Here is a 23798-nt window from a genome sequence, read left to right as displayed (position 1 = left end):
CCGGTGGGAGACATGCAGAAGTCGCAGCTCGAGGGGTGGCTGCGCTCGCAGCTGGCGGGGCTGCTCGGCGTGGCGCCGGACGCGCTGGACCCGGCGGCGCGGTTCAAGACGCTCGGACTGGATTCAGCGCGCGCTACCGAACTCGTGGCCCGTCTGTCCGCGCACCTGAAGCGCGCGCTGCCGCCGACGCTGGCGTGGGAATACCCGACGCTCGAGCGGCTTGCTGCCTACTTGACCACGAGCCCGGGCGCGGGCCCGTCCGTGAAGGAGCCCGCGGCCGAAGGGGCCCGGGCCTCCGGAGAAGACGAGCCCATCGCCATCGTCGGCATTGGCTGCCGGTTCCCTGGCGGTGCGAGTTCGCCCGAGGCGTACTGGGAGCTGTTGTGCAAGGGCAAGGATGCCATCAGCGAGGTCCCCCCGGACCGCTGGAGCCTCCCCGAGTACTTTAGCCCGGATCTCGCTGTTCCTGGGAAGATGAGCACCCGGTGGGGTGGGTTCCTGGAGGGGGTGGATCGGTTCGATCCGCACTTCTTCGGCATCAACGCCCGCGAAGCTGCCCAGATGGACCCGCAGCAGCGGCTTGCGCTGGAGCTGGCGTGGGAGGCGCTGGAGGACGCGAACATCGTCCCTGAGGCGCTGCGCGAGAGCCCTACCGGCGTCTACCTGGGAGCGATGTGGAGTGACTACGCTCGCCTGGCCAGCGAGCGGCAGGTGGACCCGTACACGGCCACGGGCCAGGACACCAGCATTCTGGCGGGACGCCTGTCGTACGTGCTCGGGCTTCGCGGACCGAGCTTGGTGGTCAACACCGCGTGTTCCTCGTCGCTCGTCGCGCTGCACCTGGCGTGTCAGGGGCTGCGGAGCGGGGAGGCGAGCGTGGCGCTCGCAGGAGGCATCAGCCTCATCCTGTCCCCGCTCAGCACGGTGGCGATGTCCAAGTTCGGCGCGATGGCGCCGGACGGGCGCTGCAAGGCGTTCGACGCGCGCGCCAACGGCTACGTGCGCAGCGAGGGCGGGGGCGTGGTGGTGCTCAAGCCGCTCTCCCGCGCCCTGCGTGACGGCGACCGCATCTACTGCGTGGTGCGCGGCACCGCCATCAACAACGATGGCTTCTCCAACGGCCTGACCGCGCCGAGCCCCCAGGCGCAGGAGGCCGTGCTGCGCGAGGCGTACGCGCGCGCCGGTGTACCCCCGGAGAAAGTCCACTTCGTGGAGACCCACGGACCGGGGACTGCACTGGGGGACCCCATCGAGGCTGGCGCACTCGGTGCTGTGCTCGGGGCGGGACGGGTGCCGGAGCATCCGTTGCGTATCGGCTCGGTGAAGACGAACCTGGGGCACCTGGAGGCCGCTGCCGGCATGGCAGGCTTGGCCAAGGTCGCGCTGCAGCTCCAACGCCGCGCGCTGGTGAAGAACCTCCACTTCGAGACGCCCAGCCCGCACATCGACTTCGAGCGGCTCAAGCTGAAGGTCCAGACCGAGCGCGAGCCCTGGCCTGTGACGGGCGAGGTGCCGGTCGCGGGGGTGAGTTCGTTCGGCTTCGGAGGGACGAACGCGCACGCCGTTCTGGAGGCGGGCCCCTCGAGCCCCGCCACGCTGCTGGCGCTCGGTGCCCCGGACGCCCAGACGTTGCGCCGCCGTGTGCTCGAACTCCTGGATGTTGTTTCGGCGCTCCACGAGACGGAAGAGCTTCGAGGCGTGATCAAGGCAGCGGGCCTCTCGCTTTCGGAGGGGCCGGTGCGTGCGGCGTTCGTCGCGCGAGGCCCCGGTGAGATGGCGGAGTTGCTCTCCGCGCGCCTCCGGGACAGCCGCACCGCGCCGGTGAGCGGTGCCCCCCACGTGTGTTTCCTGTTCCCGGGGCACGGCGCGCAGTGGGTGGGCATGGGCCGCGACCTTCTGGCCTCCTCTGCACACTTCCGCGCCAGGATGGAGGCGTGCGACCGGTTGTTCCAGCCGCTCGCGGGCTGGTCTCTGCTCGACGAGCTGGTGGCTCCGCCGTCGCGCTCGCGCCTGGCGGAAGTGGATGTCGTTCAGGCGGTGCTGTTTGCCCTCGAGGTGTCGCTCGCGTCGCTGTGGCGCTCTTTCGGAGTGCATGCGGATTCGGTTGTCGGGCATAGCGTGGGTGAGGTTGCCGCAGCCCACGTCGCGGGCATCCTGTCGCTGGAAGACGCGGTGAGGGTCATCCACGAGCGCGGGGTCCTCACGCGTGAGCTGGCGGGGAAGGGTGGGATGGTGTGGCTCGCGCTGGGCGCCCAGGACGCCTTGGCGCTCGTGCGCGAGCTTGGCGTGGATCTCGTGCTCGGCGCGGAGAATGGCCCGCGCTCCAGCGTGCTGTCCGGTGGAGAGGAGGCACTCGCGACGCTGCTCGCCGTGCTCGCGTCGCGCGGAATTCGCGGGGGCCGCGTGAGCATCGCGTTCGCGTCGCACAGCCCGCAGATGGACGTGCTGCTCGCCCGGTTCGAGGAACGGCTCGCCGGAATTCGGCCGCAGCAGAGCCGCATGGAGATGGTGTCCACCGTCACCGGTGCTGTGCTCGCCGGGCCCGAGTGTGGCGCGGCCTACTGGGCGAGGAATCTGCGGCAACAAGTGTGCTTCTCCGCCGCCATCGGCACGGTGCTCGCGCGCCCCGGGGCGCTCTGCGTGGAAGTGAGCCCGCATGCGACGCTCGAGCGGCTCGTCCACGAGAACAGCCCGAGGGGCGCATCCACGCCTGTCTTCGCGTCGTTCCGGCGTGGCGAGGACGCGCTCGGGGGCCTCTTGTTCACGCTCGGGGCGCTGTACGAGCGGGGTGCGTCGCCCGACTGGGAGGGCGTGTATCCGGGTGTGCACGCGCAGCCGCTGCCTGAGGCGCTCCGGGCGCGACGGCCGGACGTGGATGCGCCGGCGGGGCCTGCGGTGGTGTTGCCGCTCTCTGCGAAGAGCCCAGGCGCGTTGCGCGTGCTCACGCAGCACGTGCGTGAACTCCTCCGATCGCCAGAGGGCGGCTCGCCCGTGGACCTCGCGTTCACCGCGGGAGTGAAGCGCACGCACCACGAGCTACGGGTGGCCGTGACGGGGCGCACCCGGGGTGAGCTGGCGGATGCGCTGGATGCGTGGCTCGCGGCTGGCGAGGACTCCCCGAAGCCGCCTCTTGGGCGGCGGCCACGCGTCGCCTTTATCTTCCCGGGACAGGGCTCGCAGTGGGTCGGGATGGCCGTCCGGCTGATGCAGGAAGAGGCCGTCTTCCGTGACGTGCTTCATCAGTGCGACGCGGCCATTCTGAAGATCGCAGGCTGGTCCCTGCTCGAGGAGCTGCGTGCGCCCGAGCAGACGTCCCGGCTCACCGGCGACGTGGAGGTGATTCAGCCGGCGCTCTTCTCTGTGCAGGTGGCGCTGGCAGCCCAGTGGCGCGGGTGGGGCGTGGAGCCGGCTGCGGTGGTAGGCCATAGCATGGGCGAGGTGGGCGCGGCACACGTCGCCGGTGTGCTGTCGCTGGAGGACGCGGTCCGCATCATCTGTGTGCGCAGCCGGTTGGCGAAGCGTACCAGCGGCCACGGCGCGATGGCGCTGGTGGAGCTGAGCGCGGACGCGCTGGTCCCGCACCTGGCCCCCCTCGTGGACAAGGTCTCGGTTGCGGCAATCAACGGCCCCTCGACGACGCTCATCTCGGGCGAGGCGGACGCTGCCGACGCGCTGCTCGGAACGCTCGAGGCGCAGGGCGTGTTCTGCCGCCGCGTGAAGGTGGACTACGCGTCTCACAGCCCCCAGATGGATGCGCTCCGGGAGGACATGCTCAGCGAGCTGAATTCCGTCCGCGCGCAGGCGGGGACCGTGCCCATCCGCTCGACGGTCACCGGTGCATGGACGGACGGGCGCGAGATGTCCGGCACCTACTGGTTCGACAACATCCGCATGCCGGTCCAGTTCTATCCGGCGGTGCGTGCGCTGGTGGAGGAGGGCTTCGACGCGCTCGTCGAACTCAGCCCGCATCCGGTCCTCGTCCCGGCCCTTGAGCAGAGCGTGCACCATCTCGGCTCCCCGGCGCGGGTGCTCGCCTCGCTGCGGCGCGGTCAGGACGAGCGGGGTGAGCTGCTCGCGGGGGTGGCGGCGCTATACACCCGCGGAGTGAACGTCGCGTTCGAGCGGCTCTCTCCACCAGGTTCCCGGGCCATCCCGCTTCCCACCTACCCATGGGACAAGGCCCGGTATTGGCTTGAGCCCGCGGCGGAAGAGGCGGGGCTGGCGCACGCGCTGCACGGCCGGCGCCTGCAAAGCCCCGGGCGCGATGCGCACTTCGTGTGCCCGGTGGGCATCGAACATCAGCCTTACCTCGCGGACCACCGCGTGTTCGGTGACGTCGTAGTGCCCGGGGCGTTCTACGTCGCTGCGCTGGTGTCGGCGGCCACGGAGTTTCTCGCTGGGGCGGAGGTGACGCTCGAGCAGGTGGAGATTCCACGGGCCCTGCCCCTCGCGGGCGGGCGCTCGGAACGCCTCCACCTGCTGCTCACGCCGGACGAGGCGGGTGCGGTGTACGAGGCCTCGGCATCCACGGCGGGCGTGGACCCGGAGGAGCCCTGGAGGCGGCACGCGCGAGGGCGTCTGACGCAGGGCAGGGCGCTTGGGCACGGCGAGTCCCTGGCTGCCGTGCAGGCCCGTTGCCGTCGCGCTGCGGACCCCGAGCGGTTCTATGCAGACCTCGCGGAAAGAGGGATCGAACTGCACCCGCGGTTCCAAGGAGTCGGCCAGCTGTGGCTCGCAGAGGCCCAAGCGCTCGCGAGACTCGCACCCGATGTAGAGCTGGGCATTCGCGTGGCTCCGCTGCACCCGGTCGAGCTGGACGCGTGCATCCAGACATTGATTGCGGCAGCGCCCGGGCTGGAGGCAGGGAAGGCGTTCGTCCCCTTCGCACTTGAGCGGCTGACCGTGAGCACTGGCGCCGGCCGGCCAGCCTTTTGCCACGCTGTCGTGCGTACGAGCTCGGGAGAGGCCTGCCTCGGAGACCTGTGCGTCTTCGACGAAGCGGGAAGGGTCGTCGCCGAGGTGGAAGGGCTCCAGCTCAAGCAGGCCGTGCGGGAGCAGTTTGGGGCGGAGCAGGTTGCCGCCGAGACGGAGATGGCGCTGGAGGCCGCGTGGCTGCGCCAGGACCGGGTGCAAGCGGCGGCACGCGAGCCGGGGCGGTGGGTGCTCTGTGCCGACGATGCGGGCCCCGCCGACGCGCTGGCGCAGGCACTCCGCTCGCACGGTGCCGAGGTGCTGAGGCTCCCGCTGTCGGGCGGCGATGGCGCAGCGGCACTTGAGGGGACGCTGCGCGGTGTGGTGGTGATGGCAGGCCACTCCTCCGATGCGCAGGCATTCGGCTCGGCCGTTGCCTGGATTCGGGCGATGGCCCGCGCTGCGCGCCGGGACCCACCTCGGCTTTACCTGGTGACGCGGGCAACACAGCAGGCCCCGGGGGACGAGGTCGTCCTGCCGGAACTCGCGGTGCTCTGGGGGCTCGGCCGCACGGTGGCCTACGAGCACCCGGAGTTGCGGTGCGCGCGAGTCGATCTTCCCGCCTCGCCACTCGAGAGAGATGCGGACGCCCTGGCCGCAGAACTCCTCTCCGGCGACGTGGAGGAGGAGGTCGCTCTGCGTGCTACGGGCCGCTACGTGGGCCGGCTCATGCGGACCTCGCGCCGTGTGCTGCCGCCTCCGGCGCTCGTTGGTGATGGCACGTATCTCGTTACCGGCGGCCTCGGTGGTCTCGGGCTGCTTGCCGCGCGGTGGCTCGTCGAGAACGGGGCACGCCAGCTGGCACTCGTGGGGCGGAACAGAGTGCCCACGGCGCAGCAGCTAGAGGCCCTCCGCGCCCTTGAGCAAGAAGGCGCCATCGTCCATCTGCTGTCCTGCGACGTATCCGACGCCACCCAAGTGGAGCGGCTGTTCGCGGACATCGCGCAGCAGCTGCCTCCGCTCAAGGGCGTCATTCACGCGGCAGGGATGCTCGAGGACGCGCTCCTCGTGGACCAGGACGCCGAGCTGTACCGCCGCGTGGCCGCCGCGAAGGTGTTCGGTGCGTACCACCTCCATCGCTTCACCCGCGGCCTCGCGCTGGACTTCTTCGTCCTCTATTCCTCGGTGACGTCCGTCCTCGGATCGCCGGGCCAGGCGAACTACGCCGCGGCGAATGCGTCCCTGGACGCGCTCGCGCGGCACCGCCAGACGCTGGGACTCCCGGCGCTGAGCATCAACTGGGGGCCGTTCGCCGGCGTGGGGCTCGCGGCGGCCCAGGAGAACCGCGGTGCGCGTCTCACCTCGCGGGGACTGCGCAGCTACTCCGCAGGCGAGGGTATGGCGCTGCTCGGACGCGCGCTCGGGGTGCGCGGTGCGCAGGCCATCGTGGCGGATCTCGACGAGCGCCAGTGGATGGAGTTCTACCCGCAGGCCGCGGGCTCGCCGTGGCTGCAGGGGCTTCTGGCGCAGCGCAGGGCGCGGCCCTCTGCGAAACCGGCGCGCGCAGTGCTGCAACAGCGGCTCGCAGCGGCCGAGCCCTCCAAGCGCCCCGCGCTGATCGAGGAGTGGCTGCGTGAGCTGCTGGCGCAGGTGCTGCGAATCGAAAGCCGCTCCATCGAGAGCGATGCTCCTTTCAAGACGCTCGGATTGGACTCGCTGGTCGGGCTAGAGCTTCGCAACCGGCTTGAGGCCGCGCTCGGGCAGCGGCTCCCGGCGACGCTCGTCTGGACATACCCGAACCTTGGCGCGCTTGCCGGATATCTCTCGACGCGCATCGAGGTGGAGCGCACGGCGAGCGTGGATGCTGCCGCCGGCAGCACCGCGGCACTTCCGGCCTCTGGGACCCCTGCCGGGCAACTGGGCGCGGACGGCATCGCCATCATCGGAATGGGCTGCCGCTTCCCGGGCGGTGGAGTTGACCCCGAGGCGTACTGGCGCGCGCTGTCACAAGGGGTGGATGCGGTGAAGCCGCTGCCACCGTCCCGCTGGCCCCGTGGGCGGATGCCGCTCGCGCCTGGGGGGCAGTACGCGGCCCTGCTCGACGACGTCGAGGGCTTCGACGCCGCGTTCTTCGGCATCTCCTCGCGCGAGGCAGCGGCGATGGACCCGCAGCAGCGGCTGCTGCTCGAGGTGGCATGGGAAGCCCTTGAGGATGCGCACCAACTCCCTGAACGGCTCGTGGGCTCCAAGACGGGAGTGTTCGTCGGGCTGATGAACGACGACTACAACCTCGAGGGGCTCGCGCTGGCGCCGCAGGAGCGCGACGTCTACTCGACCACCGGCAACGGCCACAGCTTCGCAGCGGGGCGGCTGTCGTACTCGCTCGGGCTGCAGGGCCCTTCGCTTTCGGTCGACACCGCATGTTCTTCCTCCGCAGTGGCAGTGCACCTCGCGTGTCAGAGCCTCAAGTCCGGGGAGAGTGCGCTGGCGATTGCAGGCGGCGTCAACCTCATCCTCTCGCCGCACTCGATGGACATGGTGGCGAGGACGCAGGCGCTGTCACCGGACGGGCGCTGCCGCACGTTCGACGCGCGCGCGAACGGCTTCGTGCGGGGCGAGGGGTGTGGCGTCCTCGTGCTCAAGCGGCTTGAGGATGCGCTCGCGGACGGCGACCCTATCTGGGCCGTCATCCGCGGGTCCGCGGTAAATCAGGACGGCCGCTCCACCGGTCTCACCGTGCCCAACGTCCTCTCCCAGCGGGCGCTGCTCCAGGAAGCGCTGAGGAGCGCGCGCGTCGCGCCGTCCGAGGTCGGCTACGTGGAAGCGCACGGCACGGGCACGTCGCTCGGCGACCCCATCGAGTTCGAGGCGCTCAAGGACGTCCTCGGGCAGCCGCGCACCGGCGGGCAGCCGTGCGTGCTCGGCTCTGTGAAGACGAACATCGGGCACCTTGAGTCCGCAGCCGGAGTGGCCGGGATCATCAAGGCGGTGCTCGCGCTCAAGCACGGCGTACTCCCGAGGCACCTGCACTTCCAGGCGCTCAACCCGCGCATGTCGTTGGATGGGACGCCGTTCATCATCCCAACGGAAGAGTTCCGCTGGCCAGCAGGGGAGCGGCGCCGCATCGCTGGCGTCTCGTCGTTTGGACTCAGCGGGACCAATGCGCACCTGATCCTTGAGGAGGCGCCGCGCTCTGCGGCCGAGCCCCCGCAGGCCGTCAGCCCCGCTGCATACCTGTTGGCGCTGTCCGGACGCAGTCCGGCGGCATTGACCGAGCTGGCGGCCCGCTACGCGCGCCACCTTGAGGCCGCCCCGGCCGAGGACGTGTGCTTCACAGCCGCAACGAGGCGCACGCATCACGCGCACCGGCTGGCCGTGGCTGGCAGGACGCCGGAGGAGTTGAGGCAGCGCCTTGAGGCCCTGGCTGCGGGTGAGTCGCCGGCGTTCTGCGCGCGCAGTCCTGGCGAGCGGCCCCAGGGCCTGAGAGTCTGGGTCTTCCCGGGCCAGGGCAGCCAGTGGGCTGGGATGGGGCGTCAGCTCTTGGAGCGCGAGTCCGCGTTCCGCTCCGCGCTGGAGGCCACCGCGCGAGCGCTCCAGCCGTTCACGGGCTGGGACGCAGTGGAATTGCTGCGCGCGCCGGACCTGGCGGCACAGCTCGAGCGGGTCGAAGTGGTTCAGCCGCTCCTGTTCGCCATGCAGGTGGCGCTCGCCGCACAGTGGCGGGCGTGGGGCGTGGAGCCGGACGTTGTCCTCGGACACTCGATGGGCGAGGTCGCGGCGGCGCACGTGGCAGGGGCGATCTCGCTCGAAGACGCAGCGCGCATCATCTGCGTGCGCAGCGCCGCAGTGGCCACCGTGCAGGGACAAGGCGGGATGGCGCTGGTCGAGCTTGGCCGCGAGGAGGCCGAAGCGCGGCTGCGCGGCTATGAAGACCGCCTCGCGGTGGCCGCGGACAACGGGCCACGCACCAGCGTGCTCTCGGGTGACCTGAAGGCGCTTGATGAGGTGCTCTCAGGCCTGGAGCGAGACGGCGTCTTCTGCCGCAAGGTGAAGGTGACGTACGGCTCCCACAGCCCGCAGATGGATGCGCTCAAGGCGCCGCTCCTGGCTCAGCTCGCGGGCGTCACGCCGCAGCGCGCACAGGTGACGATGATCTCGTCCGTCACTGGGCGGCGCGTGGCGGGGGAGGAGCTGACGGCGGCGTACTGGGTGAACAACCTGCGCGAGCCCGTGTGCTTCTGGGGGGCGGTGCAGGCTCTCGCGCGCGAGGGCTGCGCGTCGTTCCTCGAGGTCAGCCCGCACCCAGTGCTGTTGCCGGCCATCCGGGAGGGACTCAGCTCGCTCGGGGTGCAGGCGGTGGACCTGCCCACGCTCAGGCGCGACGACGACGAGTCGGTCTCGATGCTCGCGACGCTGGGCGCTGCGTATGCGCTGGGGCAGCCGGTCCGGCTCGAGGCGCTGTTCCGCGAGGGTGCGAAGCCCGCCCCGCTCCCCGGCTATCCCTGGGACCGCAAGCGTTTCTGGTGGAGCGCACCGCGCGTAGCGGACCGCGTGGAAGACGCCGCCGTCGAATCGGGCAGCGCGTTACACGGCAGCCGCGTGAGCAGCCCCGGGCGCGAAGTCCTTTTCGTGTCGAGCGTGGGCACAGCGCGGCAGCAGTATCTCGGCGAGCACCGCGTCCATGGCCAGCTCATTGTTCCGGGCGCGTACCATCTGGCTGCCGTCATGAGCGCCGCGGCCGAGGCGCTCGGCGCCACCGCGCTGACGCTGGAGCAGACCGAGCTGCCGCATCCGTTGCTCCTGGCCGAGGGTGACACGGCGCGCCTGCATGTGCTGCTGATGCCTGCCGCACAGGGCGCCGCCCACACATTCTCCACCGCGAGCACGGCCTCGGACACCTTCCACACGCACGCCAGGGGTGGAGTCAGCGCCGGAGCGCAGCTCGGAGCTTCCGAGCCGATCGAGGCCGTTCGGGCACGGTGCACGGAGGAGGCGCAGACCGAGCCGTGGTACGAAGAGCTGCGGGGCCGCGGCATCGCGCTCGGGCCCTCGCTCCAGTCGGTGCGGCAACTGTGGCGCGCCCCGGGGGAGGCGCTTGGAAGGATTGAACTCGCGGTTCCCTCCGATCGCGGGAGCCTGCTGCACCCGCTTGAGCTGGACGGATGCCTTCAGACGCTGGTCGCCGCGGCACCCTCGCTCCCGGCGGGCCAGGCGTTCATTCCCTTCGCGCTCGAGCGGCTGCGTTTCTTCGGCCGCGGGGGAGGCCCCCGCTTCTGCCACGCGGCGCTGCGCAGCGTTTCCGAGGAGGCGTGTGTGGGCAGCCTTCGCGTCTTTGACGAGGCCGGTGAGTTGGTGCTGGAAGTCGAGGGGTTGCAGCTCAAGCGCGCGGACCCGGCAGCCCTGCGCAACGACGCGCGTGCGTGGCAACAGTGGACGTGGGAGGTAGGCTGGGAGCAGGCTGCTCTGCCGGCAGCGCGGACGCGTGGGGGCCGTTACTGGCTGCACGGTGACGGTGCGGAACTCACGGACGACGTCCAACGCGCCCTCGAAGCTGCTGGCGCGCATGTGGAGCGGCTGGACGCCGCAGCAAGTGCCGGGCGTCTTCGCCGCGAATCAGAAGGGCTGAGTGGGGCTATCGTCGTGCTCAGTGGCGCGGAGGGGAGTTACGCCGCTGCGTACGCGACGGCGCTCGCTTGGATGCAGGCGCTCTGCGGCGCTGAACTCAGGGACGTGCCTCGCCTGTGGGTGGTCACGCAAGGCACGCAGCAGGTGCGGCCGAACGACGCGGTCCGTCCCGACGGAGCCGTGGCGTGGGGGCTCGCGCGCACTGTGGCCTACGAGCATTCCGAGCTGCACTGCACGCGGATGGACGTGGAAGGCCGGCCAGGGGATGGCGCGCACGTCTCCAGAGAGGTGCTGGCAGCAGGCCCCGACGAGGAGGTGGCCCTGCGGGAGGGCGCGCGTTTCGTGGGACGGCTGCGGCGGGTCCGCCGCAGCGGCACAACACGCACGTGGCACATCGACCCCGCAGGCGTCTACCTGGTGACCGGCGGCCTCGGCGGCCTGGGGCTCGAGGCGGCGCGGTGGCTCGTGGCCCGGGGAGCGCGCAACCTGGTGCTGCTCGGCCGCGAGGGCGCGCGGACGCCCGAGCAGAAGCAGGCCGTCAGTGCGCTTGGGGCCCAGGTCGAAGTAGCGTGCGTGGACGTCGCGGACGAGGTGGAACTCGCGCGGCTCTTGGAGCGGCTCGGCGAGCGGCTGCGCGGTGTGGTGCATGCCGCAGGCGTCATCGATGACGCGCTCCTCGAGGCCCAGGACGCCGCGCGCTTCGAGCGCGTGGCGCGCCCGAAGGTGCAGGGGGTGAGACTCCTGGACCAGTTGACGCGGCGGCACGCGCTCGACTTCTTCGTCGCCTATTCGTCCGTGGCGTCGGTCCTGGGCTCACCTGGCCAGGGCAACTACGCCGCGGCCAACGCCTACGTGGATGCGGTGTGCCTTGGGCGGCGCGCTCAGGGATTGCCGGCCGTGAGCATCAACTGGGGCCCGTTCTCGGGCGTCGGGCTGGCTGCGGCCGAGGAGCAGCGTGGACGGCGGCTGGCGGCGCGCGGACTGCGTAGCTTTGGCCCGGAGGAGGGGACGGCCCTGCTCGACGGCGTCCTCGGGTCCGTCCATGGACAGCTCGTCCTTATGGACATCGACGGGCGGCAGTGGCGCGAGTTCTATCCGCAGGTGGCGGCAAGCGGGCGTCTGGGTGGCCTCTTTCAGGGCACTGCGCAGGCCGCGTGGGCAGCCTCCCCGCAGGGGGCTGCGGTGCTCCTGCCGTCACTGCGCCGCGCCCAGGCGGGCCAGCGCCCCGCGCTCGTGGAGCAGTTCGTGCGCGAGCAGCTGGGCCAGGTGCTGCGGCACGACGATGTCCGTGCCATCGAGCGCAGCGCGCCCCTGCGCAGCCTGGGGCTGGACTCGTTGATGGCGCTTGAGTTGCGCAACCGGCTTGAGGCGGGCCTCGGGTTCAAGCTTCCGGCGACGGTGGCATTCTCGGTTCCGCACCTCGCGGGGCTGGTGGAGCACCTGCTCGGCCGCGTGGCCGAGTCGCTCGCGGAGGAGCCCAGAGCCGTGGCGGGCGCCCCCATCGCGAAGCCGGCGCTCGCCACCCTTACGGCCCCGGAGTCCATTGCCATCGTGGGGCTGGGGTGCCGCTTCCCGGGTGGCGCGAAGGACCTGGAGTCCTACTGGCAGCTTCTTGAGAGCGGCGTGGATGCGGTGAAGGAGATCCCCGCTTCGAGGTGGCCTGGAGGGCGGCCGCCCGTGCACGCGGGGGCGCGATGGGCGGCGCTACTGGATGCGGTGGACGGCTTCGATGCGGGGTTCTTTGGCGTCTCACCGCGTGAAGCGGCGGGGCTCGACCCGCAGCACCGCCTGCTGCTCGAAGTCGCCTGGGAAGCGCTCGAGCATGGGCACCAGGTCCCAGACCGGCTTGTGGGCAGCAAGACCGGCGTCTTCGTCGGCATCATGAGCCAGGACTACAACCTGCGGACGCTCGCGCTACCGGCGAACCAGCTCGACATCTACTCGAGCACCGGCAACGGGCACGCGTTCGCGGCGGGCCGCATCTCCTACCTGCTTGGGCTGCAGGGCCCCTGCCTCTCGGTGGACACGGCGTGCTCCTCGTCGCTCGTGGCGCTGCACCTGGCGTGTCAGAGCCTGCGCAGCGGCGAGAGCGACCTCGCGCTCGCGGGAGGCGTGAACCTCATCCTGTCGCCGCTATCAATGGAGGTGGTTGCGCGCACGCAGGCGTTGTCGCCAGACGGCCGCTGTCGCGCGTTCGACGCGCGCGCGAACGGCTTTGTGCGCGGTGAGGGTTGCGGTGTGGTGGTCCTCAAGCGGCTCTCGGATGCCGTGCGCGACGGGGACCGCATCTGGGCGGTGGTGAAGGGCTCGGCCGTGAACCAGGACGGGCAGTCCAGTGGCCTCACGGCGCCGAACGGACGCGCCCAGGAATCCCTCCTGCGCACGGCATTGGCGGCTGCGGGCGTGAAGCCAGAGCAGGTGGGGTACGTGGAGGCTCACGGAACCGGCACTTCGCTCGGCGACCCCATCGAGTTCGAGGCCCTTGCCAACGTGTTCGGAGGGGCACGGAGCGATGGCTCGGTCTGTGCCATCGGCTCGGTGAAGACGAACGTTGGGCACCTTGAAGCCGCAGCGGGAATGGCAGGACTCATCAAGGCGGTGCTTGCGCTGCAGCACGAAGCGATTCCGAAGCAGCTGCACTTCGAGGCGCTCAACCCGCGCATGACGCTGGAGGGCACTCCGTTCGTCATCGCCTCCGCGCCGCGTGCATGGCGACAGGGGACGCAGCCGAGAGTCGCGGGGGTGAGCTCGTTCGGCTTGAGCGGCACGAACGCACACGTGCTGATCGAGGAGCCGCCGTCGCAAGCGCATGCGGCGAATACCGGGGTCCACGACGGTGCGCTCTTGCTGCCGCTCTCCGCAAAGAGCGAGGCGGCGCTGCGCGAACAGGCGCTCGCGTTCGCACGATACGTCTCGGGCGCGGACCGCACGAGGCTTCAGGACATCTGCGCTACGGCGGGGAGGCGGCGCAGTCACCACACGCACCGCTTCGCGGCCGTTGGCACGAGCGCGGGGGAATTGAGTGAACGTCTTGAGGCGCTTGCGCGAGGCGAGTTGCGCCCGGGATGCACGCGTGGAGACGGCGCCCTCGCGGGACGTAGGCGTGTGTTCGTGTTCCCGGGGCAGGGGAGCCAGTGGATTGGGATGGGGCGCCGGTTGATGGCGGAGGCCCCCTTCCGCGATGCGCTCTCGCGCTGCGCCGAGGCACTCAGGCCGCACGTGGGATGGGATCTCCTCGAGGTGCTTGCGTCCGAAGGGTTGCCTGCGCTGTTGGAACGCGTCGAGGTGGTGCAGCCGCTGCTCTTCGCGATGCAGGTGTCCCTGGCGGCGCAGTGGCGCGCGTGGGGCCTGACGCCGGATGCAGTGGTGGGCCACAGCATGGGTGAGGTCGCCGCCGCGCACGTGGCGGGCGTGCTCTCACTCGAGGATGCGGCAAGAGTCATCTGCCTGCGCAGCGCGGCGGTCGCAACCGTCGAGGGCCAGGGTGGCATGGCGTTGGTCGAGCTGTCGCGAGAGCAGCTCGGCCAGCGGTTGAAGGGCCAGGAGTCACTCCTTGCAGTCGCAGCCCAGAACGGGCCGAGGTCGAGCGTTGTCTCGGGCGATGTGGTGGCGCTGGAGGCGCTGCTCGAGCGCTTCGAGGCGGAGGGCATCTTCTGCCGCCGGGTGAAGGTGACGTACGCGTCACACAGTCCTCAGATGGAGCCGCTCACGCCCGCGCTGCTTGCGAGCCTCCGCGGCCTTCAGCCGATGCAGGCCCAGGTGCCGATGCTGTCCACCGTGACGGGCGAGTATGTGCGCGGCGACGAGCTGAACGCGGAATACTGGACGCGCAACCTGCGCCAGCCCGTGGTCTTCTGGGATGCCGTCCAACGCTTGGTTCGGGAGGGGCACGGCGCGTTCGTCGAGGTGAGTCCGCATCCGGTGCTCGTACCCGCGCTCGAGGAGGGGCTCGGCTCGCTGGGCCAGCACGCTCTGGCGTTCTCCACGGCGAAGCGCGACGAGGACGAGCGCACGGCGATGCTGGCCACGCTCGGCGGACTCTACGCCGCCGGCCAGCCCGTGGCATTCGAGCACCTCGGCCCGGAGGGCGCCTCCCTGGCTGACCTTCCCGCGTACCCGTGGCAGCGCGAGCGTTTCTGGCTCGAGGCCGAGGATGCGTCCGCGCGCGCAGGTGTGGAAGCAGGGGGCCATCCGTTGCTTGGGCGCCACCTCGAGGCCGTCGGCCGCCGTCATTACTTCGCGGCGGAGCTGAGCCTGGCGCGTCTGCCGTTCCTCGCGGACCATCGCGTCGATGGCAGTGTGGTGTTCCCGGGGGCGGGCTACGCCGAGATGGCGCTCGCTGCGGCGGAGCAGATCCTCGGGGCGCCCGGCGCGCTCGCGGACGTGCGCTTCGAGCAGGTGCTCACGTTGACCGATGTGCCGGTGTCCACGCAGGTGGTGGTGGGCCCTGTGGGCGAGGGCCGCTTCGAGTTCGAAGTCTTTGCCAGGGCGTTACAAACGGAAGCCTGGACGCGTCACGCGCGCGGTGTGCTGAAGGCCCGTGGCACGCCGGCGTCTCCGGCCGTGAGCACGCTCGACGCGCTTCGCAGCCGCTGCAGCGAGCCGATTGCGGCTGGGGCCCATTACGAGACACTGGCGCGGCTGGGGCTCGAGTACGGCCCTGCGTTCCAGGGCGTGCTCGAGCTGTGGCGCGGAGAGCGCGAGGCGCTCGCGCGCGTCCGCCTGCCGGAAGCAGCCGCTGCGGCAGAGGGGGCCTACCACATGCATCCGGCGCTCCTGGATGCGCTCCTCCAGGTCGCCGGTGGGCTCGCGAAGCCGGCGGAGGGGATGCGCGCCTTGCCGGCCGGAATCTCGCGGCTGGAGCGCAGCGCAGCGCTCGAAGGAGAGGTCCTCTGCCACGCGGTGTGCCGCGCGAGCGACACGCATGGGATGCGCGTGGACCTCTTCGCGTACCGGCTGACGGGCGAGCGCCTCCTGGAGGTCGAAGGGCTTCTCATCCGCTATCTGCCGGGCCAGAAGCGTGATGCGCTCGGCGACACGCTCTATGCCGTGGAGTGGGACGCGCAGCCAGCCAGCACGGCCCGCGTGGAGGTCCAAGCGCAGACCTGGCTCATCCTTGCGGACCAGGGCGGGACGGCGGAGGCGCTCGCGCAGCGGCTTGAGGCGCGCGGCCAGAAGTGTCTTCTTGCCTTCAGGAGCGCACGGACGTCCGTGCCGGAGCACGGCCGCCGTGAGTTCGACGCCTCCGGCGCGGAGGGGCTGGAGCGCCTGGTGAAGGAGGCGCTCGCGTCGGCGCCTCCACTGGCCGGAGTGGTCCACGCCTGGTCGTTGGATGCTGCGGGTACCGAGGACCTCGGTGCGGCATCGCTCGAGGAGGCGCAGCAGCTGGGGACGCAGAGTGCGCTCCGGCTGGTGCAGGCGCTCGCACGCGCGGGGCGCAGGGATCCCCCGAAGCTGTGGCTCCTGACGGCAGGCGTGCATCCGCTGGACACCTCCCCGGGACTCGCCGTCGCGCAGGCTCCGCTGTGGGGGCTGGCTCGCACCATTGGGCACGAGCTCCCGGAGCTGAGGACCTCCTGCCTGGACCTGTCCGTCAAGCCGTCCGGACCGGAGCTGGATGCGCTTGAGCGGGAACTCCTGGACGGAGACGGACGCGAGGACCAGCTCGTCCTTCGTGGTCACGCGAGGTACGTGGCGCGCTTGAAGCGGGCCGTCTCAGCGGCGCCGCCCAGGCTTGTCGTGCGTTCTGCGGAGATGCCGTTCCGTGTCGAGACGGTCCGGCCTGGGGTGCTCGACGAGGTGGCCTTCCGTGCGTCTGGGCGCAAGCCCCCGGACGAGGGCCAGGTGGAGATTGAGGTCGGCGCTGCGGGACTCAACTTCCTCGACGTTCTGTTCGCGCTCGGGATGATGGAGGACACTGGGCAGGCCTCGGGAGGGCCCCCGTTGGGCTTCGAGTGCGCGGGACGCATCAGTGCCGTCGGCAAGGGCGTAAGCGGCCTTGAGGTAGGCCAGGCTGTCGTCGGCATTGCCCCGCGCGCGTTCGACTCGTTCGTCACGACGTCCAGCCAGCTTGTCGCGCCACTCCCGAGTGGGATGCGAGTGGAGGACGCGGCCGCCATTCCGGTTGCCTTCCTGACCGCTTGGTACGCGCTTGAGCACGTGGCACGTCTGCGCGCGGGCGAGAGGGTTCTCATCCATGCCGCAGCGGGCGGGGTGGGGCTCGCAGCCGTCCAGGTCGCCCAGCTCGCAGGCGCGGAAATCTTCGCGACGGCGGGCACTGAGGACAAGCGGGCGCTCCTGCGCTCCATGGGCATCCAGCACGTGATGGACTCCCGCTCGCTGGCGTTCGCGGACGAAGTGCGGGCGCGCACGGGAGGCGAGGGAGTGGACGTGGTGCTCAACTCGCTTTCAGGCGAGTTCATCCCCGCGAGCCTCGGCGTGCTGCGCGAGTACGGCCGCTTCGTGGAGATCGGCAAGCGCGACTACGTCCAGGACCAGCCCTTGGGGCTCAAGCCGTTCCTGCGGCAGCTGAGCTTCACGCTGGTGGACTTCCGCTCGATGAGCCGTGCCCGCCCCGCGCTCGTCCAGCGGCTGCTGGCGGAGATCCTGGAACGCTTCGCTTCCGGCGCCTTCCGTCTGCCGCCCGTCAAGGTCCTGCCCGTCTCGCGCGTGGCCGAGGCGATGCGCGCGATGGCACAGGGCGAGCACGTCGGGAAGCTGGTGCTGTCGTTCAGCCGCGAGAGCGCCCCTTCGACGCTGCTGCCTGCGGCTGTGTCCGGGGCGGCCATCCGGCCCGACGGCACATACCTGTTGACCGGCGGCGCGGGCGGCGTGGGGCTCCAGCTGGCACGATCTCTTGTCTCACGCGGCGCGAGGAGCCTGGTGCTCCTCGGGCGCAGCGAGCCGCCCGCTGAAGCGCTCCGTGTAGCGGAGGAACTCCGCGCCTCAGGGGCGAGGGTGGAATTCGCACGCGCGGATGTGGCCGACGCGGGTGCTCTGGCGGCCATCCTTACGGACCTCCGGCGGCGCTTGCCTCCGCTCCAGGGCGTCATCCACGCGGCGGCCGTCCTCGACGACGCGACCCTGCTGCGGCTCACCCCCGAACAGATGCGCCGGGTCGCAGCGCCGAAGATTCTCGGCGCCTGGAACCTGCACGTTCTCACACGAGGAGATGACCTCGGCTGCTTCGTCCTGTGCTCGTCGGTGGCGTCGGTGCTCGGCTCGCCGGGCCAGGGTAACTACTGCGCCGCGAACGCGTTCCTTGACGCGCTCGCGCACCACCGGCGCTCGCTTGGACTGCCGGGCCTGAGCATCAACTATGGCCCATGGGCGGAGGTGGGGCTCGCCGCCGCTCAGTCCAACCGGGGTGAGCGCCTCGCCATGAGCGGCATCGAGAGCTTCACGCCGCAGCAGGGCGCGGAGGTCTTCACGCGGCTGCTGACGGAAGCCGCGGTGCAGGTGAGCGCCATGCGGCTCAATGTGCGCCAGTGGCGGGAGTCGCACCTGTCCTCCGCACGTTCGCCGCTCCTGTCAGCGTTGCTCGAGGAGGCCCAGGGCGCCTCCTCGCCGGGCGGCACGTGGCGGGAGCAGTTGCTCGCGCATCCGGCGGGGGACCGCTCGCGGGTGCTGGAGAACTACCTACAGGAGCAGCTCGGGCGCGTGTTGCGTTGCGCGCCCTCGCGCATCGAGCCGTCCGCGCCGTTCAAGAACCTTGGCGTGGACTCGCTCATGGCCATTGAGTTCCGCAACCGGCTCGAAGGCGGGCTGGGCGTGGGCCTCAGCACGGCCATCGTCTGGCAGTACCCGAATGTCTCCGCGCTCGCGGTCCGCCTGGCGGCGCTGCTCGAGGTCCCGCTCGAGAGCGAACCCCCGCCGGCTGCGGGGCTGCCTGCGGAGGCCGCCTTGCCCGCGGGCACGAACAGCGCCACGGTCGAAGCTCCGGCGGCGCAGGTCTCCGAAGAGGGGGCCGCGCGCATCCTGTCGGCGCTTCGCAAACTCAAGAAGAAAACCCCCACGGAGGGTGGGTCGCAATGAACGAAGCGCTTCAGGCCATCTCGGAAATCCTGGCGGAGCTGACACCCGAGGACCGCGCCGCGCTCGCAGCGATGGTGGGAAAAGCTCCGAGCCCCGTCGCCATCGTCGGCATCGGCTGTCGCTTCCCGGGAGGCGCCGACAACCCCGAGCGCTTCTGGGAGTTCCTGCGCGCGGGGACCGACGCTGTCCGCGAAGTCCCGCGAGAGCGCTGGAACGTGGACGACTATTACGATCCAGATCCCCAGGCGCCCGGGAAGATGGTCACCCGCTACGGCACGTTCCTCGACGAGGTGGACCGGTTCGACGCGCCGTTCTTCGAAATTTCCGGGCGCGAGGCGCAGTCGATGGACCCGCAGCAGCGGCTGCTGCTCCAGGTGGGCTGGGAAGCCCTGGAGAGCGCGGGCCTGCCACCGGATGGGCTCAAGGGGCGCGCGGTGGGCGTGTTCGTCGGCAGTTGCCTCCATGACTACGAGATCCTCGCGCAGCGCCGGGGTCTGGAGCGCTTCGATGCCCACTCGGTGACGGGCGGGATGTCGAGCGTGCTCGCCGGCCGCCTGTCGCACTTCCTCGGGTTGCACGGTCCCAGCCTCACGGTGGACACCGCGTGCTCGTCCTCACTCGTTGCGCTCCACCTGGCATGCCAGAGCCTGCGTGGCGGTGAGTCCGATGTGGCGCTCGCAGCGGGCGTGAATCTGCTCCTGGCGCCCGAGAGCATGGTCATGTTGTCGCGCCTGGGCGCCCTGTCGCCGGATGGCCGTTGCAAGTCGTTCGACATCCGCGCAAACGGGTTCGCGCGTGGCGAGGGCTGCGGCGTCGTCGTCCTCAAGCGGCTGCCAGATGCACTTGCGGCCGAGGACCGCATCTTCGCGGTGATTCGCGGCTCTGCCGTCAACCACGACGGGCGCAGCACGGGGCTCGCGGCGCCGAACGCGCAGGCACAGAAGGCGGTGATTACCGAGGCGCTCGGGAACGCGGGAGTGAGGCCGGAGCAGGTGGGCTACATCGAGGCACACGGGACGGGGACGCCGCTCGGGGACCCCATCGAAGTGGATGCGCTCAAAGAGCTGTTCGCGAGCCGGAAGGACGGCTCGACGTGCGGGCTCGGATCCGTGAAGACCAACCTGGGGCACCTGGAGGCAGCGGCGGGAATCGCCGGCATCATCAAGGTGGCGCTGTCGCTGCAGCACGAGGCCATCCCGCCGCACCTGCACCTCACCGAGCTGAACCCGCGCATCCAGCTGTCGGGGTCGCCGTTCAGCATCCCGGCGTCAGTGCAGCCGTGGAAGCGCGCGGGCGCGCCGCGGATCGCGGGCGTGAGCTCCTTCGGTCTGTCTGGCACCAACGCGCACGTCGTGATGGAGGAGGCGCCCGTGCGCGAGCAGCGCCCGGTGTCGGTGGGCCGGCCGGCGCATCTGCTGACCCTCTCGGCGAAGTCGTCCGCGTCACTCCGGGAGCTCGCGCGCCAGTACGCCGCGCTGCTCGGGGCTCCGGGGGGAGCGGCGCTGGCGGACGTCGCGCGGTCCACGCACCTGGGGCGCTCGCTGCTCTCGCACCGCCTGGCGGTGGTGGCGGAGGGCCGGGAAGAGGCCCAGGAGGCGCTCAGCGCGTTCGCGGAGGGAAAGCCCTCGCGCACGGTTGTGGTTGGTGAGGCGTCCGCGTCGCAGCGGCCGCGGGTGGCATTCCTATTCACGGGCGAGCTCGCGCCGCTCACCGCCGCGGGACGGACACTCTATGAGGCCGAACCCGTGTACCGCGCGGCCGTGGAGCGCTGCGCGCAGCTGCTCGGGCCGGCGCTTGGGGCCAGCGTGACGCAGGCGCTGATCGGCCGGGGCGCGCTCGAACACGCTTCCATCGTTCAGCCAGCGCTGTTCATCATGCAGTATGCGCTGGCCGAGCTGTGGGCGTCCTTTGGCGTGCGTCCAGAGGGGGTGCTCGGGTACGGAGCTGGCGAGCTTGCCGCCGCGTGTGTTTCGGGCGTGCTGAGCCTTGAGGACGCGCTGAGGCTCGCGGCCGAACGCGGGCGGCGGCTGCAGGCGCTTCCCGAGGCGGGCGAGGCGGCCGCGCAGGTGCGCTTCAGCCCACCGCGCTGCGTGTTCGCATCGACCGTGACTGGCGCGGTGGCGGCGCCCGGAGTGGTGGCACATGCTGACTATTGGCGCCGTCAAGCGGGCGAGCCGGTGCGTTTCCAGCAGGCGATCGAGGCGTTGCGCGGGGCCGGGTTCGACACATTCGTGGAGCTGGGGAGGCAACCGGCGCTGATCGGCCTGGGACGCAAGTGCCTACCCACTGCGGAGGCGGTGACGTGGGTCGCGTCACTGAAACCAGAGCGAGAGGAGGCACGAGGGATACTGGAAGGCCTCGGAGAACTCGTTGCGCGAGGCGTGCAGGTAGAACTCTCTGGCCTCCATCGGGGTGAGCGCGGCCCACGCATCCCGCTGCCTACCTACCCGTTCGCCAAGGAGCGCTACTGGTTGGAGGAGGCAGCAGCGGCGCAGGGGCCTCACCGCCAGAGCGCTCCCGGTACGGGACTCCTCGGCACACGGCGTGAGCTCGCGGGGGACGTCGTCTGCTTCGAGGCGAGCTGGAAGGGGGCCGGGATCCCCTTCGCGAAGGAGCACCGGTTCGATGGCGGGCCTGCGCTCCCCTCTGCAGCTCAGTTGGTGCGCGTGCACCTGGCCGCGGCACAGGTGACGGGCAGCGAACGTGTCGAGCTGCAGCGCGTCCGGCTCCAGGCTCCGTTTGCGGTGACGGACCCTTCCGGTGAACTCCAGAGCCAGCTGCTGCTCACCCCGGCGAAGGACGGCTATGCGTTCGAAGTTGCGAGCGCGCGCACGCCCGGCGGTGACATGCCGCCCGCGTGGACGCGGCAGGCTTCAGGGACGCTGTCATTCCCTCGAGGCGCGCCTGGGCCGGCACCGGCCATCGTGACGGATGGGAACGAAGGGGCACGGCTCGGCACCGAGCAGGTGTCCGCACAGCTTCGGACGTGGGGGCACGAGCCCGGCCGACGGCTCGAGTCCGTGTGGTCGAACGGGCGTGAGGCGGTGGCGCAGCTTCGCGCCGGGGGTGACGGGACGGGGTGGGACCCGCTTCTCCTCGAGACGTCATTGTTGGCCGCCGCATTCGTGAACGCCCCCGCCGAGGATCGGGCGTTTTTCCCGGGTGAGATTGCAAGACTGGTTTTCGGGAAGGCGGCAGTGCCGGGTGAGCTGCTGACGTGCACCGTGCGCCGGACGGCTGACGCCACTGTGGATGTGTGGCTCACGGATGGGCAGGGCCAGACCCGGCTGGAGGCCAGGGGGGTCCGCCTCGAGTGGATGGCGCGCGAGCAGCTGCCTTCCTCGCTGCGGACGCGCGTCGGCGAGTCTGTGTACGAAGTGGGCTGGAGCCCTGCCTCCTCTCCGCAGCAGGTCGAGGCCACAGCGTGCTCTTGGTTGTTATTCGCGGATGAGGGGGGCGTGGCGGACGCGCTCGCGGCGCACATCAGCAGCACGCCGTCTGCCTCGGTCGTCAGGGTCCGCCCGGGCGATGCGTTCAGCGAAGGGCCTGGCGGCTTCCGGGTCCGCCCCGGCGAGGCCGCGGATTACGCTCGCCTGCTCGAGGCGCTTCGTGGGGCCGGGGGGCCGCCGCTGACGCGTGTGGTGCATCTGTGGGCGCTGGACAGCCGGGAGAAAGGCGGAGCGCTCGGTGATGAGGCGAGCCGCGTCTCCTGGCCGGTGGTAGCGCTGATGCAGGCGCTCGCCAAAGCCAACGCGAGCGCGCGCGTGCACGTCGTGACGCGAGGGGCGCAGGCTGTCCATGCTGGCGAGTTGCCCACGCCCGCGCAGGCGGCGTTGTGGGGATTGGGCCGCGTCGTGGCGGATGAACTCGCGTCACTGTGGGGCGGGATGTTGGACCTGGAGGATCCGGGCACTCCAGCGGATGCCGAGCGGCTGTACCACGCGGTGCTCGGAGGCAGTTGGCCGCAAGGTGCCGCGCTCCGCGGTGGGGGCTGGCATACGCCGCGGCTCTCGCGCGCAGTGGCGGGGCACGGAGAGCCGGTGACGTTCCGGCGCGATGCGAGCTACCTGCTGACGGGAGGCGCAGGCGCGCTGGGTCGGGCCGTTGCCACGTGGATGGCGGACCAGGGCGCACGCTGTCTGGTCCTCGCGGGGCGGAGTGGCGGCAGCCGGGAAGTGCTCGCGCTCGAGCAGGAGCTTACGGCGCGTGGCGTCCGCGTCGTGCTGGAGCGCGTCGACGTGGCTCGCCGCGAAGAGGTGCAGGCACTGTTGTCCCGGATGGAAGCGCAGCTGCCGCCGCTCCGGGGCGTGGTGCACGCTGCGGGCGTGTTAGAGGACGCGTTGTTGGTGAACCAGGGCCCTTCCTCATTCGAGCGGGTGTTGGCCCCCAAGGTGGCCGGCGCGGTCCATCTCGATGCGCTCACGCGGCAGCGGCCGTTGGACTTCTTCGTGAGCTTCTCGTCCATCGCGGCGCTGCTTGGCAATGCGGGGCAGGGTGCGTATGCCGCAGCGAATGCTTTCCTCGACGCATTCGCGGCAACCCAGCGTGCGCGGGGGCTCCCAGCGCTCACGGTGAGCTGGGGAACGTGGCAGGTGGGGATGGCCGCGGCCGCCTCTGCGACGCGCAAGCACTGGCTCCAGGCCATGGCCCCCGAACTTGGTGTCAATGTCCTCGGACGGCTGATGGGCAGCGGCCGCGCGTGGGCGCTCGGCATGTCCGCGGATTGGTCCTGCTATGAGGACGGGAACGCGGTGAGGGGGCTCCTGTTGGAGGACCTGACGCGGGGCGGATTGGCGAAGACGGCCCCGGCGTCGGCTCCGCAGGTGCAAAGCCCCGTGGCGTCCGTGAGCACGGAGCCTCCGCTCGTGAGCGCGCTTCGCCAAGTCGCTGCGGCGCGGCACGAGGAGTTCGTGTTGGACCATGTGAGCCGAATCGTCCGCACCGTGCTCTTGCTGGACGATGCCATCCCTGTCTCGCCCACGCGGAGACTGGACGAGCTTGGGCTGGACTCTCTGCTGGCAGTGGATCTGGTGAATGCGCTGCGCGCCGAGACGGGCCTTCTACTCCCCGTCACCTTGCCCATGGAGCACCCGAACACCGCCGCGATTGCTCGCTACATCCACCGGAGCCTGGAGGCCTCAGCCGCGACGTAGGACGCGTGGGCAGCGGTCCCCGAGAAGCAGCTTGACCCAAGCGGAGTGCGCCGGTATACGCGCATCCGCTCGCGA

At 70.9% G+C, this 23798-nt stretch carries 2 protein-coding genes; both read left to right on the top strand.

All coding sequences use genetic code 11. From position 1 onward, the window contains the following. Positions 1–12: 12 nt before the first annotated feature. The gene (locus tag KY661_RS32760; protein WP_225413946.1) at positions 13–18570 is read left to right on the top strand and encodes a type I polyketide synthase; all 18558 of its coding nucleotides are present in this window, start codon (positions 13–15) and stop codon (positions 18568–18570) included. Beyond that, positions 18567–23723, top strand: coding sequence for a type I polyketide synthase (locus tag KY661_RS32755; RefSeq protein ID WP_225413945.1), 5157 nt, complete (start codon positions 18567–18569; stop codon positions 23721–23723). The genes KY661_RS32760 and KY661_RS32755 overlap by 4 nt, the downstream gene beginning before the upstream one ends. Positions 23724–23798 lie beyond the last annotated feature (75 nt).

The sequence above is a fragment of the Allostigmatella hybrida genome, assembly GCF_020103775.1.
GTDB classification, from domain to species: domain Bacteria; phylum Myxococcota; class Myxococcia; order Myxococcales; family Myxococcaceae; genus Hyalangium; species Hyalangium aurantiaca.
The sequence above is the reverse complement of the archived record's forward strand: the minus strand, read 5'-3'. Positions and strand labels throughout refer to the sequence as shown.